The 16,342-nt window shown below is 63.3% G+C and carries 17 protein-coding genes and 1 pseudogene; 3 read left to right on the plus strand and 15 right to left on the minus strand.

All coding sequences use genetic code 11. The annotated features are described in order from the left end of the window. Positions 1-124 precede the first annotated feature (124 nt). Complete coding sequence (locus tag AC3WLP_RS14955; protein ID WP_012052308.1) at positions 125-676, plus strand: ATP-dependent Clp protease proteolytic subunit; 552 nt, start codon at positions 125-127, stop codon at positions 674-676. A gap of 1 nt (position 677) precedes the next feature. On the opposite strand, the gene AC3WLP_RS14960 is transcribed toward AC3WLP_RS14955, so the two are convergent. After that, positions 678-1,076, minus strand: a complete 399-nt coding sequence (locus AC3WLP_RS14960; protein WP_012052307.1) for an NUDIX hydrolase — start codon at positions 1,074-1,076, stop codon at positions 678-680. Between the two features lie 235 nt (positions 1,077-1,311). Here AC3WLP_RS14960 and AC3WLP_RS14965 point away from each other — a divergent pair, with 235 nt between their 5' ends. Both AC3WLP_RS14965 and AC3WLP_RS14970 read left to right on the plus strand, forming a co-directional pair. Further along, positions 1,312-1,521: a con-10 family general stress protein gene (locus AC3WLP_RS14965; protein WP_012052306.1), complete on the plus strand. Its 210-nt coding sequence runs from the start codon at positions 1,312-1,314 to the stop codon at positions 1,519-1,521. A gap of 166 nt (positions 1,522-1,687) precedes the next feature. Beyond that, a complete protein-coding gene (locus tag AC3WLP_RS14970) occupies positions 1,688-1,957 on the plus strand; it encodes a DUF6555 family protein (RefSeq protein ID WP_004374494.1) in 270 nt (89 codons plus the stop codon). Between the two features lie 78 nt (positions 1,958-2,035). On the opposite strand, the gene AC3WLP_RS14975 is transcribed toward AC3WLP_RS14970, so the two are convergent. The 14 genes and pseudogenes from AC3WLP_RS14975 to paaH all read right to left on the minus strand — a co-directional run bounded on the left by AC3WLP_RS14975 (position 2,036) and on the right by paaH (position 16,342). Continuing rightward, positions 2,036-2,206, minus strand: coding sequence for a hypothetical protein (locus AC3WLP_RS14975; protein ID WP_178085904.1), 171 nt, complete (start codon positions 2,204-2,206; stop codon positions 2,036-2,038). 245 nt (positions 2,207-2,451) lie between these two features. Further along, positions 2,452-4,506: a phenylacetic acid degradation bifunctional protein PaaZ gene (paaZ, locus tag AC3WLP_RS14980; RefSeq protein WP_088513181.1), complete on the minus strand. Its 2,055-nt coding sequence runs from the start codon at positions 4,504-4,506 to the stop codon at positions 2,452-2,454. Positions 4,507-4,543: 37 nt separating this feature from the next. Next, the gene (locus tag AC3WLP_RS14985) at positions 4,544-5,776 is read right to left on the minus strand and encodes an OprD family porin (protein WP_088513180.1); all 1,233 of its coding nucleotides are present in this window, start codon (positions 5,774-5,776) and stop codon (positions 4,544-4,546) included. Positions 5,777-5,815: 39 nt separating this feature from the next. Continuing rightward, positions 5,816-7,384: pseudogene (locus AC3WLP_RS14990) on the minus strand (cation acetate symporter); the annotation flags it as partial. Next, the gene (locus AC3WLP_RS14995) at positions 7,375-7,683 is read right to left on the minus strand and encodes a DUF485 domain-containing protein (protein ID WP_004374508.1); all 309 of its coding nucleotides are present in this window, start codon (positions 7,681-7,683) and stop codon (positions 7,375-7,377) included. The gene AC3WLP_RS14995 and the pseudogene AC3WLP_RS14990, both read right to left, overlap by 10 nt. Positions 7,684-7,835: 152 nt before the next feature. Beyond that, complete coding sequence (gene paaE, locus AC3WLP_RS15000) at positions 7,836-8,912, minus strand: 1,2-phenylacetyl-CoA epoxidase subunit PaaE (protein ID WP_088513179.1); 1,077 nt, start codon at positions 8,910-8,912, stop codon at positions 7,836-7,838. A gap of 15 nt (positions 8,913-8,927) precedes the next feature. After that, complete coding sequence (gene paaD, locus AC3WLP_RS15005) at positions 8,928-9,461, minus strand: 1,2-phenylacetyl-CoA epoxidase subunit PaaD (RefSeq protein ID WP_004374513.1); 534 nt, start codon at positions 9,459-9,461, stop codon at positions 8,928-8,930. After that, positions 9,448-10,206, minus strand: a complete 759-nt coding sequence (gene paaC, locus AC3WLP_RS15010) for a 1,2-phenylacetyl-CoA epoxidase subunit PaaC (RefSeq protein ID WP_088513178.1) — start codon at positions 10,204-10,206, stop codon at positions 9,448-9,450. Before paaC ends, paaD begins: the two co-directional genes overlap by 14 nt. An 8-nt stretch (positions 10,207-10,214) precedes the next feature. Further along, a complete protein-coding gene (gene paaB, locus AC3WLP_RS15015; RefSeq protein ID WP_004374528.1) occupies positions 10,215-10,496 on the minus strand; it encodes a 1,2-phenylacetyl-CoA epoxidase subunit PaaB in 282 nt (93 codons plus the stop codon). 25 nt (positions 10,497-10,521) lie between these two features. After that, positions 10,522-11,511, minus strand: coding sequence for a 1,2-phenylacetyl-CoA epoxidase subunit PaaA (gene paaA / locus AC3WLP_RS15020; RefSeq protein WP_004374531.1), 990 nt, complete (start codon positions 11,509-11,511; stop codon positions 10,522-10,524). 226 nt (positions 11,512-11,737) lie between these two features. Then, the gene (gene paaK / locus AC3WLP_RS15025) at positions 11,738-13,057 is read right to left on the minus strand and encodes a phenylacetate--CoA ligase PaaK (protein ID WP_088513232.1); all 1,320 of its coding nucleotides are present in this window, start codon (positions 13,055-13,057) and stop codon (positions 11,738-11,740) included. Positions 13,058-13,178: 121 nt separating this feature from the next. Continuing rightward, on the minus strand, positions 13,179-14,399 hold the full coding sequence (gene pcaF, locus AC3WLP_RS15030; protein WP_010954159.1) for a 3-oxoadipyl-CoA thiolase: 1,221 nt from the start codon (positions 14,397-14,399) through the stop codon (positions 13,179-13,181). Beyond that, on the minus strand, positions 14,392-14,832 hold the full coding sequence (paaI, locus tag AC3WLP_RS15035) for a hydroxyphenylacetyl-CoA thioesterase PaaI (RefSeq protein WP_012052299.1): 441 nt from the start codon (positions 14,830-14,832) through the stop codon (positions 14,392-14,394). The genes pcaF and paaI overlap by 8 nt, the downstream gene beginning before the upstream one ends. Next, positions 14,825-16,342 carry a 3-hydroxyacyl-CoA dehydrogenase PaaH gene (gene paaH / locus AC3WLP_RS15040; protein ID WP_088513177.1) on the minus strand — a complete coding sequence of 506 codons (1,518 nt, stop codon included), beginning with the start codon at positions 16,340-16,342 and terminating at the stop codon, positions 14,825-14,827. The genes paaI and paaH overlap by 8 nt, the downstream gene beginning before the upstream one ends.

The raw sequence follows: 16,342 nt of genomic DNA on the forward strand, positions 1-16,342 counted from the left end.
CGCATACCCGTTTCCTGGCAGGGTGCCCGGATGACATTCGAGCCTTTCTCCCACTGCCAGATGGCCGGGCTGGGCAACGATGTGCAAAAGCACAAGCAATGACCTGCCACCCGCGGAGGCAAGCATGGCCAGACATATCATCCACTTCACCGGGCCGATCAATTCGTCTACCTGCGGCAACCTGATCACGACCTGCTCACGGGCATTGCAACAGGGTGCCGAGCTTCTGCAACTGAACATCGCCACCATGGGCGGCGAATGCAGCTATGGCTTTACCCTGTACAACTTTCTCCGGGGGTTACCCGTGGAGGTGCATACCCACAACCTGGGTACGGTGGAATCCATGGGCAATATCCTCTTCCTTGCCGGAGAGCGACGCACGGCTTGCAGTTTCAGCAAGTTTCTTTTCCACCCGTTTCATTGGACCTTGCATGGTTCGGTGGACCATTCGCGGATGTCCGAGTATGCGATGAGCCTGGATTACGACCTGCGCCTGTATGCGCAGATCGTGGCCGAGCGCACGAAAGGCGCGGCCGAGGTCCTGGATGTACCGCGCTATCTAATGGCTTATCCAAGGATACTGGCGCCGCGGGAGGCGCTGGAAAACGGAATGATCCATGCAATCGACGAGATGCCGATCGCGTCAGATGCCGTTCAGTGGAGTGTGCACGCCTAGCTTACCGAACGGACGCCGCCGTGCCCGCGTCACAAGCCAGCAAGGAGCGGATCAGGGCCTTGATCTCGCCCTTCACCACAGCCACCTGATCCAGGTGGGCAAAGCGGCAGTCGGCAATTTCGTGCCGGGCCTTGGGCTGCGGTGCTTCGGCAAACTCCGCTGCGAACACGTAATGCACACGCTCTGACGTTTCGTGGCGCATCAACAACACCAGCGATTCAGCCTGTAGCCCAGTCTCTTCCAGCAACTCCCGCTGCGCGGCCTGCATCGGCGTCTCGCCGGGTTCGATCTTGCCGCCTGGAAGGGTCCAGGGCGCCTTCGGCTTTCTCACCCACAACCACTTGTGGCGCTGCTTGCCATGCCGGCAAATGATGGTGGCGCGATGCTTGACTGGTTTCATTCCGGCTCCTGGGCGATTCCTTTATTGCATGAAGTTTCGGCCCTGGCTGGCAATAAACGTTGCGTTGAAGCTGACGAACGGTCACTTCCATTACGCAAACAGCCTGCCTGCATGTTTTTAGTGCCACCGGTCAGCTGACTGTAAAACCATTGAGCACAGCGACCGATCGGGGGCTCGGAAGCTAGGCATGGCATCGATTGATGTGATCAGCCAATCCATCGCAAGGAGAAACGACATGGCGCAGGACCAAGAGCGAACCCGCCAGCGCGGCGGCACCAAGGAAACCAACCCAGGTAACTTTGCCAATGACCGCGAGAGGGCATCGCGCGCTGGCCACAAGGGTGGCCAGGCATCTGGCGGCAACTTTGCCAACGACCGCCAACGGGCATCGGAAGCCGGACGCAAGGGGGGGCGCAACAGCCACGGCGCAGGCCGCAGCCAGTGAGAGGGAGCTTTCGCTGAACGCCAGCTCCCCATAGGTGCCCAGCAGCGATTTCGGGGTAACCGCCCCGGAATCGCGCCATGACATTTTGTTGGACAAAATTTTGAATCTTCTGGCCACCGCCCGATCAATCAAAATGTCATCCATGGAGAAGAGGAGGCCCCCTGCGATGCCTAGTCCACAGCTGTACATAATCGATTACAAACTGCATGACCAGCCGCGCAGTTTCATCATTCGTCTGGAACGCCTGGACAATGCCGAGGCTTGGCATTGGGCAAGTTGTGATGCGGGCATCGGCATCATTCCCAAGTTCGGTCGCGAGAAAATCAGGAAGGTCAGTCGGCCGATGGCCGAGCGTTACGGCATTACCGCCGTGAGCTGGCGGATTTCGGGAAGCAAACCCAACCAGTCGGTGGGCGATCCGGCAGCGATGGTTTAATAGCTCGCCTGCAACCGGTAAAAGAAACTGCAGGAACGGACGTGCCCGCTCCTGCAGGATACGCTGATACTCACCGTGTCAGGCGCCAGACTCAGGGTCGCTGGCCGGGACGCCGGGCCGGTTTTCCTCATCATCAGTCACATTGGGGTCGGTATCCGGGTCGTCTGCCCGATCATTGCGTCGATCCGGCTCCAGCTCCGGCCAGTCATCTTCAACATTGCCGCCACCCACTCGCAGTCGGGAATCCATTGCGCAGTCCTCGTTGATGGTCCTCATGAATTGAGAGCTACAGGTGTACGCCAGAGGTTCACTGAGCATTGGCAGTCGCTGACCAACGGTTTAGATGCCTGCATGCTTCACTGCAGCCACGTACGTGTACTGATCCCAAGTGCCTTGAACCGCTACCGACCTCTTCGCGGGTGAACCCGCTCCTACAAGGGCGCTGTGCCGATCAGAGGCGGCGTGCCCGATAAGAGGCCAGTAGCTTCAACCCATCATGCTGGCTTTTTCAGCACCAAGGTCAGGATGTCATAGCTGGCCACTAGCTCACCCAGCTGATTGGTCACCTCCACATCCCACGCCACCACCCCCTGCGGCTGCCCCAGCGGGCTGGTCTTGCCCTGGTCGATCTTGCGCTTGCAGGTCAGCCGCGCCTGGATGGTATCGCCAATGCCCACCGGGTTGATGAACCGCAGGGTGTCCAGCCCATAGTTGGCCAGCACCGGTCCGGCACCGGGCGACACGAACAGCCCGGCCGCTGCCGACAGTACGAAGTAACCGTGAGCAATGCGTTTACCGAACTGCGACGCCTTGGCGGCGATTTCGTCGAAGTGCATGTAGAAATGGTCGCCTGACAGGCAGCCGAAATTGACCAGGTCAGCTTCTGTCACGGTGCGGCGATGGGTGAGCAGCGACTCGCCGATACGCAGCTGCTCGAAGTAGCGACGGAACGGGTGCACGTCGGTTTCGATCACTTCGCCGCCGCGCACGTACTCGCCGGTGACCGCCGTGAGCATGCTCGGCGAGCCTTGCACGGCGGCGCGCTGCAGGTAGTGCTTGACCGCACGCAGGCCACCCAGCTCTTCACCACCACCGGCGCGGCCCGGGCCACCGTGCTTGAGCTGCGGCAGCGGCGAGCCGTGCCCAGTGGACTCCTTGGCAGCCTGGCTATCGAGCACCAGCAGTCGGCCATGCCAGGCAGCCGCCACCGGGATAGCCTTGGCGGCCACGCTGCGGTCGGCGGTGACCAGGGTCGCCACCAGGCTGCCTTTGCCACGGGCAGCCAGTGCCAAGGCTTCGTCGAGGTCGTCATAGGCCATCAGCGTACTGACCGGGCCGAACGCTTCGATATCGTGGGCGCCGCCCTCGGCATGTGGGTCGCGGGCCTGCAACAAGGTTGGCGCAAAGAACGCGCCTTCAGCCACGCCTTCGCCACGCGGGGCAAAGCCATCGCTGGCGCCGAACAGCTGATCACAACTCTGCAGCAGGCTGCGCACCCGCTCGCCAACGTCGCGCTGCTGGTCATGGGAGGCCAGGGCCCCCATGCGCACACCTTCAAGCGACGGGTCGCCAACCACGACCTTGCTCAGGCGCTCGCGCAGGCGCGTGGCAACGGCATCCAGGTGCCTGGCCGGGACGATCGCGCGGCGGATGGCGGTACACTTCTGCCCGGCTTTAGTGGTCATTTCACGCACCACTTCCTTGATGTACAGGTCAAACTCTTCGCTGTCCGGTGTCACGTCCGGGCCGAGGATGGCGCAGTTGAGCGAGTCGGCCTCGGCAGTGAACGGCACCGAGTTGCGAATCAGGTTGGGCGTCACGCGCAATTTGGCAGCGGTATCGGCGGACCCGGTGAAGGTCACCACGTCCTGCCCCTGCAGGCGGTCGAGCAGGTCGCCGGTGCTGCCGATAACAAGCTGCAGGCTGCCTTCGGGCAGCAGGCCGGAGGCATTCATCAGGCGTACCACGGCCTCGGTCAAATAGCTGGTCGAGGTCGCCGGCTTGACGATGCAGGGCATACCGGCCAGGAACGTCGGGGCAAACTTTTCCAGCATGCCCCAGATAGGGAAGTTGAACGCGTTGATGTGCACCGCAACGCCTGCCCGTGGCACCAGGATGTGACTACCGGCGAAATGGCCTTGTTTGCCCAGCGGTATGGCAGGCCCTTCGTGCACCAGGTTACCCGACGGCAGCTCGCGGCTGCCGATGCCGGCATAGGAGAACAGCGTGGCGTTGCCGCCTTCGATGTCGATCCAGCTGTCGGCCCGGGTGGCGCCGCTGTGGTGCGACAGGGCGTAGAGCTGCTCCTTGTGCTCGGCCAGGTACAGGGCCAGGGCTTTGAGGCGGTGGGCACGTTGTTGGAAATCCATGCCCATCAGCGAGGCAATACCGCGTGCACGCGCGTAGTCCACAGCTTCGGCGAAGTCCGGGCGCTCTTCATGGCTGTAGGCCAGGACGTGGCCGTCGAGGGCGCTGCGCAGGGCCTGGGCGCCGTGCTGGCCGAGCCAACGGCCGGCGATGAAACTTTGCAGAGTAGGGGCGGCAGACATGCTGTTCTCCATGCTGTTCAAAATGTGAGGGGCGCTGTTACCACAGCGCCAGGGTGTAGCCGATGATCAGGCGGTTTTCGTCCACGGCGTTGGTCAGGCCGTTGCCGGAGCGGAAGGTGACATTGCGCCAGCGCAGGCTGACGTCCTTGAACGGGCCACTCTGGATGACATACGTGATGTCGGTGTCGCGCTCGCGCTCACGGCCATTGGTCACGGTGGCAGTTTCCGCGTGGCGACCGTCGGTGTAGCGGGTCATGAAACTCAGGCCTGGGATGCCCACGGCAACGAAGTCGTAGTCGTAACGCACTTGCCAAGCGTCCAGCCCGGCGCGGGTGAAGGTGTTGTAGGTGACCAGGTTGACGGTGAACGGGTCGCCGCCGTTGACGAACGGGAAGGCGCTGTCACCGGACATCTGCTGCCAGGTGGCGGTGAACTTGTGCGCCCGCACGCCCAGGGTGAACATGGCGTTGAAGTTACGGTTGTCGATGTTGCCGGCACGCTCGGCACCGTCGTTGCGGCTGTCGAAGTAGCGCAGGTCACTGCGCAGGCTCAGTCCTTCTGCCAGTGGGCGGGTGTCGATCAGACCGACGAACTGCTGACGGTAGATGTCCTGGAGCTTGGCGTAGTAATAGCTGACCGTGGTTTGCGGGGTGATGGCGTAGCTGCCACCACCAAAGTCCAGGTGGTCACTGCTGGCAGCGCCATAGCCGATGTCGTCGCGGCCAGACGAATCCCGCAGGTTGGCCTTGGTCAGGCGTCCGGCATTGAAGGTGAGGCCATCGAGGTCCTGACTGGTGAGCAGGCCACCCTGGAAGGTGGACGCCAGCAGGCGGGTGTCGTTGTACACCACCACCGGCAGGATCGGCTGCAAGGTGCCCAGCCGCAAGGTGCTCTTGGACACGCGTACCTTGCCGGTCAGGCCTAGCTCGCTGTAGTCATCGACCGGTTCGTGGCTGTTCGGGCCAAAAGGCAGCAGGCCGGTGTTGCGGCGGTCGCGGCTGGAGTCGAGCTTGATGCCCAACTGGCCCAGCGCGTCCACGCCAAAGCCGACCGGGCCCTCGGTAAAGCCCGACTCCAGCTTGGCGGTAAAGCCTTGGCCCCATTCCTCGGCCTTGGCCTGCGGGGCGTTGCTCTGGCGAAAATCACGGTTGATGTAGTGGTTGCGCAGCTCCAGGCGTGCATGGCTGTCGCCGATGAAGTCGGCCAGCGCGGGCATCGGCAGGGCGAAGGTGGCCAGCCAGGCGGCTGACAGGAAGTGTGTGCGGTTCATTGTTGTTGTTTTACCCGACATGTCTGTTCGTCCTTGAAGTCAGTGTTTGCTGGCGCCAGCCGCACCGATACCGGTCATGGAGCGGATGAACTGGCCCAGGTAGCGACCACGCTCTTCAACGGCACGTTCGGAGCTGTCGGTAACCGAGAACACCCAGGCACTGAGGAAGGCCAGGCTCATGGAGAACAGCGCAGGGTTGCTGTAGGGGAACAGCGCCGTTTCGTTGTGCAGCACGTTGACCCACACCGCCGGGCCCAGTACTACCAACAGCACCGCCGAGACCAGCCCGGCCATGCTGCCGCACACCGCGCCGCGGGTGGTCAGGCCTTTCCAGAACATGGAAAGGAGCAGCACCGGGAAGTTGACCGAAGCGGCCACCGCCAGCACCAGGCCGGAAAGGAAGGCAATGTTCTGCGACTCGAACATCAGGCCCAGGATCACCGCCAGCAGGCCGATGAGCAACGTGGCAATGCGTGACACGCGCATTTCCTCTTGCTCGGTAGCCTTGCCTTTGCGCATTACGCAGGCATACAGGTCGTGGGACACGGCCGATGCCCCGGACAGCGCCAGGCCGGCGACCACAGCCAGAATGGTGGCGAAGGCGACGGCAGAGATGAAGCCCAGGAACAGGTTGCCACCCACGGCCTGGGCCAGGTGCACGGCGACCATGTTGCCGCCACCGATGATGGCGCCGGTGGCGTCGCGGTAGGACGGCTCGGTGCCGACCATGACGATGGCGCCAAAGCCGACAACGATCAGCAGCAGGTAGAAGTAACCAATGAAACCGGTGGCATAGAACACGCTCTTGCGTGCTTCCTTGGCATCACTGACAGTGAAAAAGCGCATCAGGATATGCGGCAGGCCAGCGGTGCCGAACATCATGCCCAAACCGAGGGAAATGGCGTCCACCGGGTTGGATAACAAGCCGCCTGGGGCCATGATCGCCTGGCCCTTGGCATGCACGGCCACCGCACTGGCAAACATGGCCTCGGTGCTGAAGCCGAAGTGCTTGAGCACCATGAAGGCCATGAAGCTGGTGCCAGAGAGCAGCATTACCGCCTTGATGATCTGCACCCAGGTGGTGGCGAGCATGCCACCGAAGGTGACATAGGCAACCATCAGCACACCGACCAGCATGACCGCGTAGAGGTAGTTGATGCCGAACAGCAGCTCGATCAGCTTGCCGGCGCCGACCATTTGCGCCACCAGGTACATCAGCGCCACCACCAGGGTGCCGAAAGCCGAGGTCAAGCGCACCGGGGTTTGCGCCAGCCGGTAGCTGACCACGTCGGCGAAGGTGTACTTGCCTAGGTTACGCAGGCGCTCGGCAATCAGGAACAGGATGATCGGCCAGCCCGCCAGGACACCGAGGGCATACAACAGGCCGTCGTAGCCGTTCATGAACATCATCGCGGAAATGCCCAGGAACGAAGCGGCACTGATCATGTCGCCAGCGATCGCCAGGCCGTTCTGCATACCGGTCAAGCCGCCGCCGGCGGTGTAGAAGTCACTGGCCGAGCGGGTGCGCAGGGCAGCCCAGCGGGTGACCAGCAGGGTGAAGCAGACAAACACCATGAACATCGAAATGGCGGTCCAGTTCATTGTGCGCACTCCTGCTTGACCTTGTCGTTGAGCGGGTCGAGCACGTTGTTGGCGCGGTGCACATAGATGCCGGTCAGGGCAAAGGACAGCAGCACCATCAACACGCCCACCAGCATGCCGACAGTGGTCACGCCGCCGCTGAGGGACTGGCCGAGGGTGCTGGGCGAAAACGCAACCAGCAGGACAAAGCCGTAGTAGACCACCAGCATGGCCAGGGTCAGGCTGCCGTTGAGGCGGCGCTTGCGCCGCACCAGGTGCTGGAAGTCGGGGTGGTTGGCGATGCTTTCTATGCGTTCGGGTGTCATGGCAAGCGATCTCTTGGTGTTGTAATTGTTGTGTTGAGGTCACGCGGGGTATTGCGTTGTTGCTTAGGCCCTCTTCGCAGGTAAGGATGCTGCCCTAAGGCCCTGCGCAGGCCCTGTAGGAGCGGGTTTACCCGCGAAGCAGTCGACTCGGTCTACAACTGGTCGAAGTCAAGCACCACCCTGTCGCTCACCGGGTAGGTCTGGCACGACAGCACATACCCGGCCGCCACTTCGTAATCTTCGAGGGCATGGTTGCTGTCCATCTCCACTTCGCCCTCGATCACCCGGCACTTGCAGGTGGAGCACACGCCGGCCTTGCACGAGTAGGGCAGCTCGGCGCCAATGGCGTTACCGGCGTGCAGCACGTTCTGGGTGTTGCGCGGCAGGTCGAAGCTCAGTGCCCGGCCGTCGCTGATCACGGTGATATGGCTAAGCGCCGAATCCACCTGACGTGCCGCCTCACGGGCTTCGCGGCGGGCCTCGCTGCCGGCGGCAGCGAACAGCTCGAAGTGAATGCGTTCCTTGGCCATGCCGTTGGCCTGCAGGCTGTCACGCACGGTCTCGGTCATCGCCTGCGGGCCGCAGATGAACGCCGCGTCCAGGCCGGCAACGTCCAGCCAGCGCGAAAACAGCTGGCCGCATTTGTCGGCGTCGATGCGGCCGTTGTACAGGTCAACATCCTGCTGTTCGCGGCTGAACACGAAAATCAGGTTCAAGCGGTCGAGGTAACGGTTTTTCAGGTCTTCGAGCTTGTCGCGGAACAGCGCCCCCGAACTGGAGCGGTTGCCGTACAGCAAGGTGAAACGGCTGTGCGGCTCGCTGGCCAGCGTAGTGGCGATGATCGACAGTATCGGGGTGATGCCGCTGCCGGCGGCCACCCCCAGATAGTTGCCCTGGCGAGCCGGGTCCAGCGGCACGAAGAAGCTGCCCGATGGCGGCATTACTTCCAGCTGCTGGCCTTCCTTGAGCACTTCATTGGCAAACGCCGAGAAGCGCCCGCCCGGTACGCGCTTGACGGCCACGCGCAGTTCGCCGTCCTGTACGGCGCTGCAGATGGAGTAGGAGCGGCGGACTTCTTCGTTATCCAGCTGGGTGCGCATGACCAGGTACTGGCCCTGAGTGAAGCGGAACTGGTCCTGCAGGTGCTCGGGCACATCGAAGGCAATCGATACCGCATCACGGGTCTCATTGCGCACTTGCTTGATGGTCAGGCTGTGAAACTGGCTCATGGTGGTCTCCACGGCTCAAATGCATTTGAAATAGTCGAATGGCTCCAGGCACTCGCGGCAGCGGTACAGCGCCTTGCAGGCCGTGGAGCCGAACTGGCTGAGCAATTCGGTATGGGCGCTGCCGCATTGCGGGCAGCACACCTGGGGGGCTTCGCCGAGCAGGCTGCGCTTGCTGGCACTGCCTTGCGGCGGCGCAATGCCATAAGCGCGCAGGCGCTCGCGGCCCAGTTCGCTGATCCAGTCAGTGCTCCAGGCCGGGGTCAGCCGGCGCTCTAGCTCTGGCGCGGTGAAACCGGCCTGTTCCAGCGCCTGGCGGATATCCCCTTCGATGACTTCGGTGGCCGGGCAGCCAGAGTAGGTCGGGGTGACCACCAGGTGCAGGTGGCCGGCGCGCCAATCGACATCGCGCACGATCCCCAGGTCGACCACGCTGACCACCGGCACTTCAGGGTCCATGACCTGGCCCAATACCGCCCAGGCGCGAGCCAGGTCGTCGCCTTGCTGTGCCCGCGCGCCGCGGTCGCCGGCAATCAGTTCACCAGGTTGCATCGGGGTAGGCCCTTGGCAGGAACTGCATTTCGGCCAGCAGCAGGCCCAGATGCTCGGTGTGCAGGCCTTTGCGGCCATCCAGGTAGAAGTGGCTGGCGGCCTTGGGCAGCGGCAGTTCGACCGAAGCAAACGTCGCGGTGACCTGCTTCAGCCAGGTGGCGCCGACGGTAGCTGGATCGGCGCCGATACCGCATTCGGCCAGACGGACTTCGTTGTCGCTGCCAGCGGTGAGTTCAACGGTGAAGCGCCACAGTGTCGGGATAGCGGCGAGCATGCGCTGGCGGCTGGCATCGGTACCACCGCCCAGGCGTTGTACCCATTCGCTGGACCGGCGCAGGTGGTAGGTGACTTCTTTCAGGGCCTTGGCGGCAATACCGGCAATTCGCGCGTCGCTGGACTCGACCAGCCCCTGCAGCACAGCGAAGTGCCACGCGTCGTAAAGGAACTGCTTGGTCATGGTCACGGCAAAATCACCGTTGGGTTGCTCGACCAGCAGCAGGTTGCGGTAGGCGCGCTCGTCACGGCGGAACGCCAGGGCATCGGCATCTCGGCCATCGTCGAGCAGCTCGGCGGCATACTCCAGCCAGTTGCGAGCCTGGCCGACCAGATCGAGGCCGACGTTCATCAGGGCCAGCTCTTCCTCGATGGCCGGGGCGCGGCCACACCATTCACAGAGGCGCTGGCCCTGGACCAGGGCGCTGTCGCCGAGCAACAGCAGATAGGGGATAAGGGCTTCTTTATGCATGGCCCACCTCACATGTGTCCGACTTCGTCGGGCAGCTCGTAGAAGCTGGCATGGCGATAGACCTTGTCGTCCGAGGGGGCGAACAGCGGGTCTTTCTCGTCGGGGGAGGAGGCGGTGATCAGCGCCGAAGGCACCACCCACAGGCTCACACCTTCGCTACGGCGGGTGTAGAGCTCGCGGGCGTTCTCGATGGCCATGGCGGCATCGGCGGCGTGCACGCTGCCGACATGCTTGTGGTTAAGGCCGTGCTTGCTGCGCACGAACACTTCGTAGAGGGTCCAGACAGACATTTTCGATCTCCGCATCAATCGCCGCTCAGGCGGCGTTCTTGTTCTGTTGCTTGCGCGCATAGGCCACAGCGGCCTCGCGTACCCAGGCGCCATCCTCGATGGCCTTGCGCCGGGTGGCGACACGTTCCAGGTTGCACGGGCCATTGCCCTTGATCACTTCGTAGAACTCGTCCCACTGGATTTCGCCAAAGTCGTAGTGGCCGCGCTCGGCGTTCCACTTCAGCTCAGGGTCAGGCGCAGTGCAGCCAAGCAGTTCCAGCTGCGGCACGGTCTGGTCGATGAAGCGCTGGCGCAGTTCGTCGTTGGTCTGGCGCTTGATCTTCCAGGCCATCGACTGGGCGCTGTTGGGCGAGTGTTCATCGCTCGGGCCGAACATCATCAGCGCCGGCCACCACAGGCGGTTGATGGCGTCCTGAACCATGTCGCGCTGGGCTTGGGTGCCCTGGCGCATCATGGTCAGGAGCATTTCGTAGCCCTGGCGCTGGTGGAAGCTCTCTTCCTTGCAGATACGGATCATCGCGCGGGAGTAGGGGCCGTAAGAGGTGCGCTGCAGCACCACCTGATTGACGATGGCGGCGCCATCCACCAGCCAGCCCACAGCGCCCATGTCGGCCCAGCTGAGGGTGGGGTAGTTGAAGATGCTCGAGTACTTGGCCTTGCCGCTGTGCAGTTTGTCGATCTCTTCGTCGCGGTCAGCCCCCAGGGTTTCCATGGCACTGTACAGGTACAGGCCGTGACCGGCTTCGTCCTGAATCTTGGCCATCAGCTGCAGTTTGCGCTTGAGGCTGGGGGCACGGGTGACCCAGTTGCCTTCGGGCAGCATGCCGACGATTTCCGAGTGGGCGTGCTGGGAGATCTGCCGGATGAGGGTCTGGCGGTAGGCCTCGGGCATCCAGTTCTTGGCTTCGATCTTGATTTCGGCGTCGATCTTTTCCTGGAAGTTGCGTTCCTCGGGGGACATTTCTTCCAGCGTCTTGACGCGCTTGACTCCGGTTTCCACTAGCTGTGCGTACATGTGCTGCGACTCCTGCTAAGGCATGAGTCATTTGTAAGCGATACAAAACACAACGTCAAACACATTTATGTGTATCAAGTAAGATTTGTGTATCGCATTGCCGGCCAAGGGGCTGTTGCAGCCCACTCTCGGCACAAGGCTGCGCCTGCATCAGCGCGTGCCCGAGGGAACGCAGGCAAAAAAAAGGCCCCGGGCAATGCCGGGGCCGAAATGGCAGCCGATTGGGTCAGCTGGCCAACCGTTTGTCGAACACATGGCACGCCTTGCCCTCGGAGCGCTTGAGCGTGCCGCAGGGTTGCAGGTGCACCTGGGTGCTGATGCCGATGTAAGTCTTGATCTGTTTGGTCAACTCCCCGACAACCAACCTGCGCTGGCCTTCGTCAAGGTGCTGGCACTCTGCGCGCAGTTCCACATGCACTTGGACACTGTCCAGGTTTCCATTGCGATACAGATGGATCTCATACAGCTCTGAAAGCTGTTTTATTTTTAGGACCTGTTCCTCGATCTGGGTCGGGAACACGTTGACCCCGCGAATGATCAGCATGTCGTCACTGCGGCCGGTGATCTTGCCGATCCGCCGCATTGGCCGAGCGGTGCCGGGCAGCAGCCGGGTGAGGTCGCGGGTGCGGTAGCGCACCATCGGCAATGCCTCTTTGCTCAGCGAGGTGAATACCAGCTCGCCCAGCTGGCCATCCGGCAGTACCTCGCCGGTGGCAGGGTCGATGATCTCGGGATAGAAGTGGTCTTCCCAGATGGTCGGGCCGTCTTTGGTCTCGATGCACTCCATCGCCACGCCGGGGCCCATGATCTCCGACAGGCCATAGATATCGAGGGCATTGATGCCCAGACGCTGCTCAATTGAACGGCGCAGCTCGTCGGTCCACGGCTCGGCACCAAAAATGCCCAGGCGCAGCTTGAGGTGGTGGGGGTCGATGCCCTGGCGCTCGATTTCATCAGCCAGGTTGAGCATGTAGGACGGGGTGACCATGATGATGTCGGGCTGGAAGTCGCGAATCAGCTGCACCTGCTTTTCGGTCTGGCCACCGGACATGGGGATCACGGTGCAGCCCAGGCGCTCGGCGCCGTAGTGCGCGCCGAGCCCGCCGGTGAACAGCCCGTAGCCGTAGGACACATGCACCTTGTCACCTTTGCGCCCGCCGGCCGCACGAATCGAACGGGCAACCACATTGGCCCAGGTGTCGATATCGTTCTGGGTGTAGCCGACCACCGTCGGCTTGCCGGTGGTGCCACTGGAGGCATGCAGGCGCACCACTTCTTCCTGGGGCACGGCGAACATGCCGTAGGGGTAGTTGTCGCGCAGGTCGTTCTTGCCGGTGAAGGGGAACTTCGCCAGGTCTTCCAGGCACTTGAGGTCATCGGGGTGGGCGCCGCACTCGGCAAAGCGTTGGCGGTACAGCGGCACATTGTCGTAGGCGTGCTTCAGGCTCCAACGCAGACGCTCCAGCTGGTGCTGGCGCAGGGCGTCGACGCTGGCGGTTTCCATCGGGTCCAGCAGGGCACGATCGGCATCATGGTACATGTTCATGGCTTCACTCGAATTGTTCTTGTACGCCGCGCGCCAGCGGTTGCAGGCCACGCGGTGAGTGTCATAGAGGCAGCATATACGGCTGCGTTCAGTTCGGTAACAAGCGCAGGGCCCGAACCGCTCAGAGGCGCTCGATGATCATGGCGATGCCTTGACCTACACCGATGCACATGGTGCACAGGGCGTAGCGGCCGGCCGTTTCTTCAAGCTCGTGCAAGGCAGTGGTCACCAATCGAGCACCGCTCATGCCCAGTGGATGGCCCAGGGCGATGGCGCCGCCGTTGCGGTTGACTCGCGGGTCGTCGTCGGCCAGGCCCAGCTCGCGCAACACGGCCAGCCCTTGGGCGGCAAAGGCCTCATTGAGTTCGATGACATCCAGGTCAGCCAGTGCCAGGCCGGTGAGCGCCAGCACCTTGCGGGTCGCAGGCACCGGACCAATGCCCATCAGCCTGGGCTCAACCCCGGCCACCGCCATGCCGACGATGCGACCGCGGGCCTTCAGCCCATGGCGGCGGGCCGCGGCGCTGCTGGCCAGCAGCAGGGCGCAAGCGCCGTCATTCACGCCGGAGGCATTACCCGCCGTTACGCTGCCGCCTTCACGAAACGGCGTCCCGAGCCGAGCCAGCTGCTCCAGGGTCGTGTCGCCGCGCGGGTGCTCGTCATGCTCGACCACTTTGGCTGGGCCTTTGCGTTGCGGGATTTCGACCGGCACGATTTCCCGCGCCAGGCGGCCGCGGGCCTGAGCTGCTGCGGCTTTGTGCTGGCTGCGCAGGGCAAAGGCATCCTGGTCGGCGCGCGAGATGCCGAACTGTTCGGCCACGTTTTCAGCCGTTTCCGGCATCGAATCGATGCCGTAGGCGGCCTTCATCAGCGGGTTGACGAAACGCCAGCCGATGGTGGTGTCGAACAGCTCGGCCGCACGCCCGAATGCCTGTTCCGACTTACCCATCACAAACGGCGCACGCGACATGGATTCCACACCACCGGCCAGCATGAGCCCCGCTTCACCACAGCGCAGGGCACGTGCCGCATTGCCGATGGCATCCAGGCCGGAACCGCACAGGCGGTTGATCGTGGTCCCTGGTACTTCGAGTGGCAGCCCGGCCAGCAGGCTCGCCATGTGGGCCACGTTGCGGTTGTCCTCGCCGGCCTGGTTGGCGCAGCCGAAGATGACGTCATCAATGGCTTTCCAGTCCAGTTCGGGGTGGCGCTGGATCAAGGCTTTGAGCGGGATGGCCGCCAGGTCGTCGGCGCGCACACTGCTCAGGGCCCCGGCATAGCGGCCAATGGGGGTACGCACGGCGTCGATGATCAAGGCATCGGCGTGGGTCGGTTCATTCATCTTGCGTCTCCTGCGCCAGCACGGTGCCGCGCACTTTGTAGGATTTGCCATGGAACATCGCCACCAGCTCACCACGCTGGTTGTCGATACGCACGTCGTACAGGCCGGTGCGGCCTTTGCGGCTGACTTCGCTGGCGTGGGCGGTGAGCACGTCATCGCGCAGCGCCGGGGCCAGGTAGTCGATGGTGCAGCCCAGCGCCACCGTGGCCTGGTCGTAGCTATTGCAGGCGAAGGCGAACGCCGAATCGGCCAACGCGAACAGGAAACCGCCATGGCAGGTGCCATGCCCCTGGATCATGTCGGCACGTACCGCCATGCGCAAGCTGGCCCGGCCTGGGCCAGCATCCAGCAGGCTGATGCCCAGGCCCTGAGTGGCCGGGTCGCGGGCGTACATGGCGTCGGCACAGGCTTGTGCCAGTTCCACTTCAGTCATGCAGGGTGCCTCCTTTGGCTTCGCAGCGACGTAACAGCAGGGAAGGGCGGTAGCGGCTTTCGCCGTAGCTGCGCTGCAGGTTGTCGAGCACGCGCAGGGTATGGGCAATACCGATGTTCGCCGCCCAGGCCAGCGGGCCGCACGGGTAATTGACGCCGGCGCGCATGGCCAGGTCGATGTCGGCGGCGCTGCCGACGCCCTGAAGCACCGCATCGGCGGCCTCGTTGGCGAGCATTGCCACGGTGCGCAGTACCACCAGGCCGGGCAGGTCGGCGACACCGGTCACTTTCAGGCCGGCACGCTGCAGCAAGGCTACGGCTTGGTCGCGGGCGCTGTCAGTGGTATCGGCGGACCAACTGATGGCAAGGCGGGTGGCGCTGCTGTAGTCCAGCGCCAGGTCGAGCAGCACAAGGTTGCGCAGGCCGTCTTCGCGGGCACGCTGGCTGGCCAGGCGGCCATCGGACAGGGCCAGGGTGGCATCGCCCACCTGAATCAAGCCACTACCGGCGCGTTGGGTCACGGCAATGCCGCTTTGGCGAAGCCGCTCGACCAGCGGCTGCATCACCCCCAGGTTGCCCTCGACAACGCAGGCCTCTGCGCCGGCGAAGCTGTGCAGTTCGGCCGCCTGCGGACGCTCGACGCCTTCGGCATAGCGATAGAAGCCTTGGCCGGTCTTGCGCCCCAGGCGACCGGCGTCCACCAGTTCCTTCTGCACCAGCGAAGGCTGGAAGCGGAAATCGCCATAGAAAGCATCGAATACTGAACACGTGACAGCGTAATTGACGTCATGACCAATCAGGTCGGTCAGCTCGAACGCCCCCATGCGAAAGCCGCCAGCGTCACGCATCAGCGCATCCAAGCTGGCGCAATCGGCGGCACCTTCCTGTAGCAGGCGCAGGCTTTCGGCATAGAACGGCCGCGCTACACGGTTGACGATGAAACCCGGTGTAGAGCGTGCGTGGACCGGCTGCTTGCCCCAGGCCTGGGCAGTGGCGTAGATGCATGCGGCCACTGCCGGGTCGGTTGCCAGGCCCGACACCACCTCGACAAGCGCCATCAGCGGTGCCGGGTTGAAGAAGTGCATACCCACCACGTGCTGCGGGCGTTCAAGGCCAGCGGCGAGGCTGGTGATGGACAGTGACGAAGTGTTGCTGGCAAGGATACAGTCGGCTGCGCACAGGGTTTCGAGCTGGCCGAACAACGCCTGCTTCACCTGCAGGTTTTCGACGATGGCTTCAATGACCAGGCCGGCATCTGCCAAGGCGTCGAGTGTATCGACCGGGCACAGGCGGGCATTGATCGCTTCACGTTCAGCGGCCAGCAACGTTCCTTTGTCCACCAGCCGGGCCAGTTGGCGATCGATACCCGTCACCGCCTGGGCGGCCGCACCCGGGCGGTTGTCGTAGAGCTTGACGGGGTGGCCGGCCTGGGCCGCAACCTGGGCGATACCGGCGCCCATGGCGCCGGCACCGATCACCGCCACCTGCACATTGCTTGCGAGTGCGCCCAT

The organism is Pseudomonas sp. FW305-E2 (genome assembly GCF_058782925.1).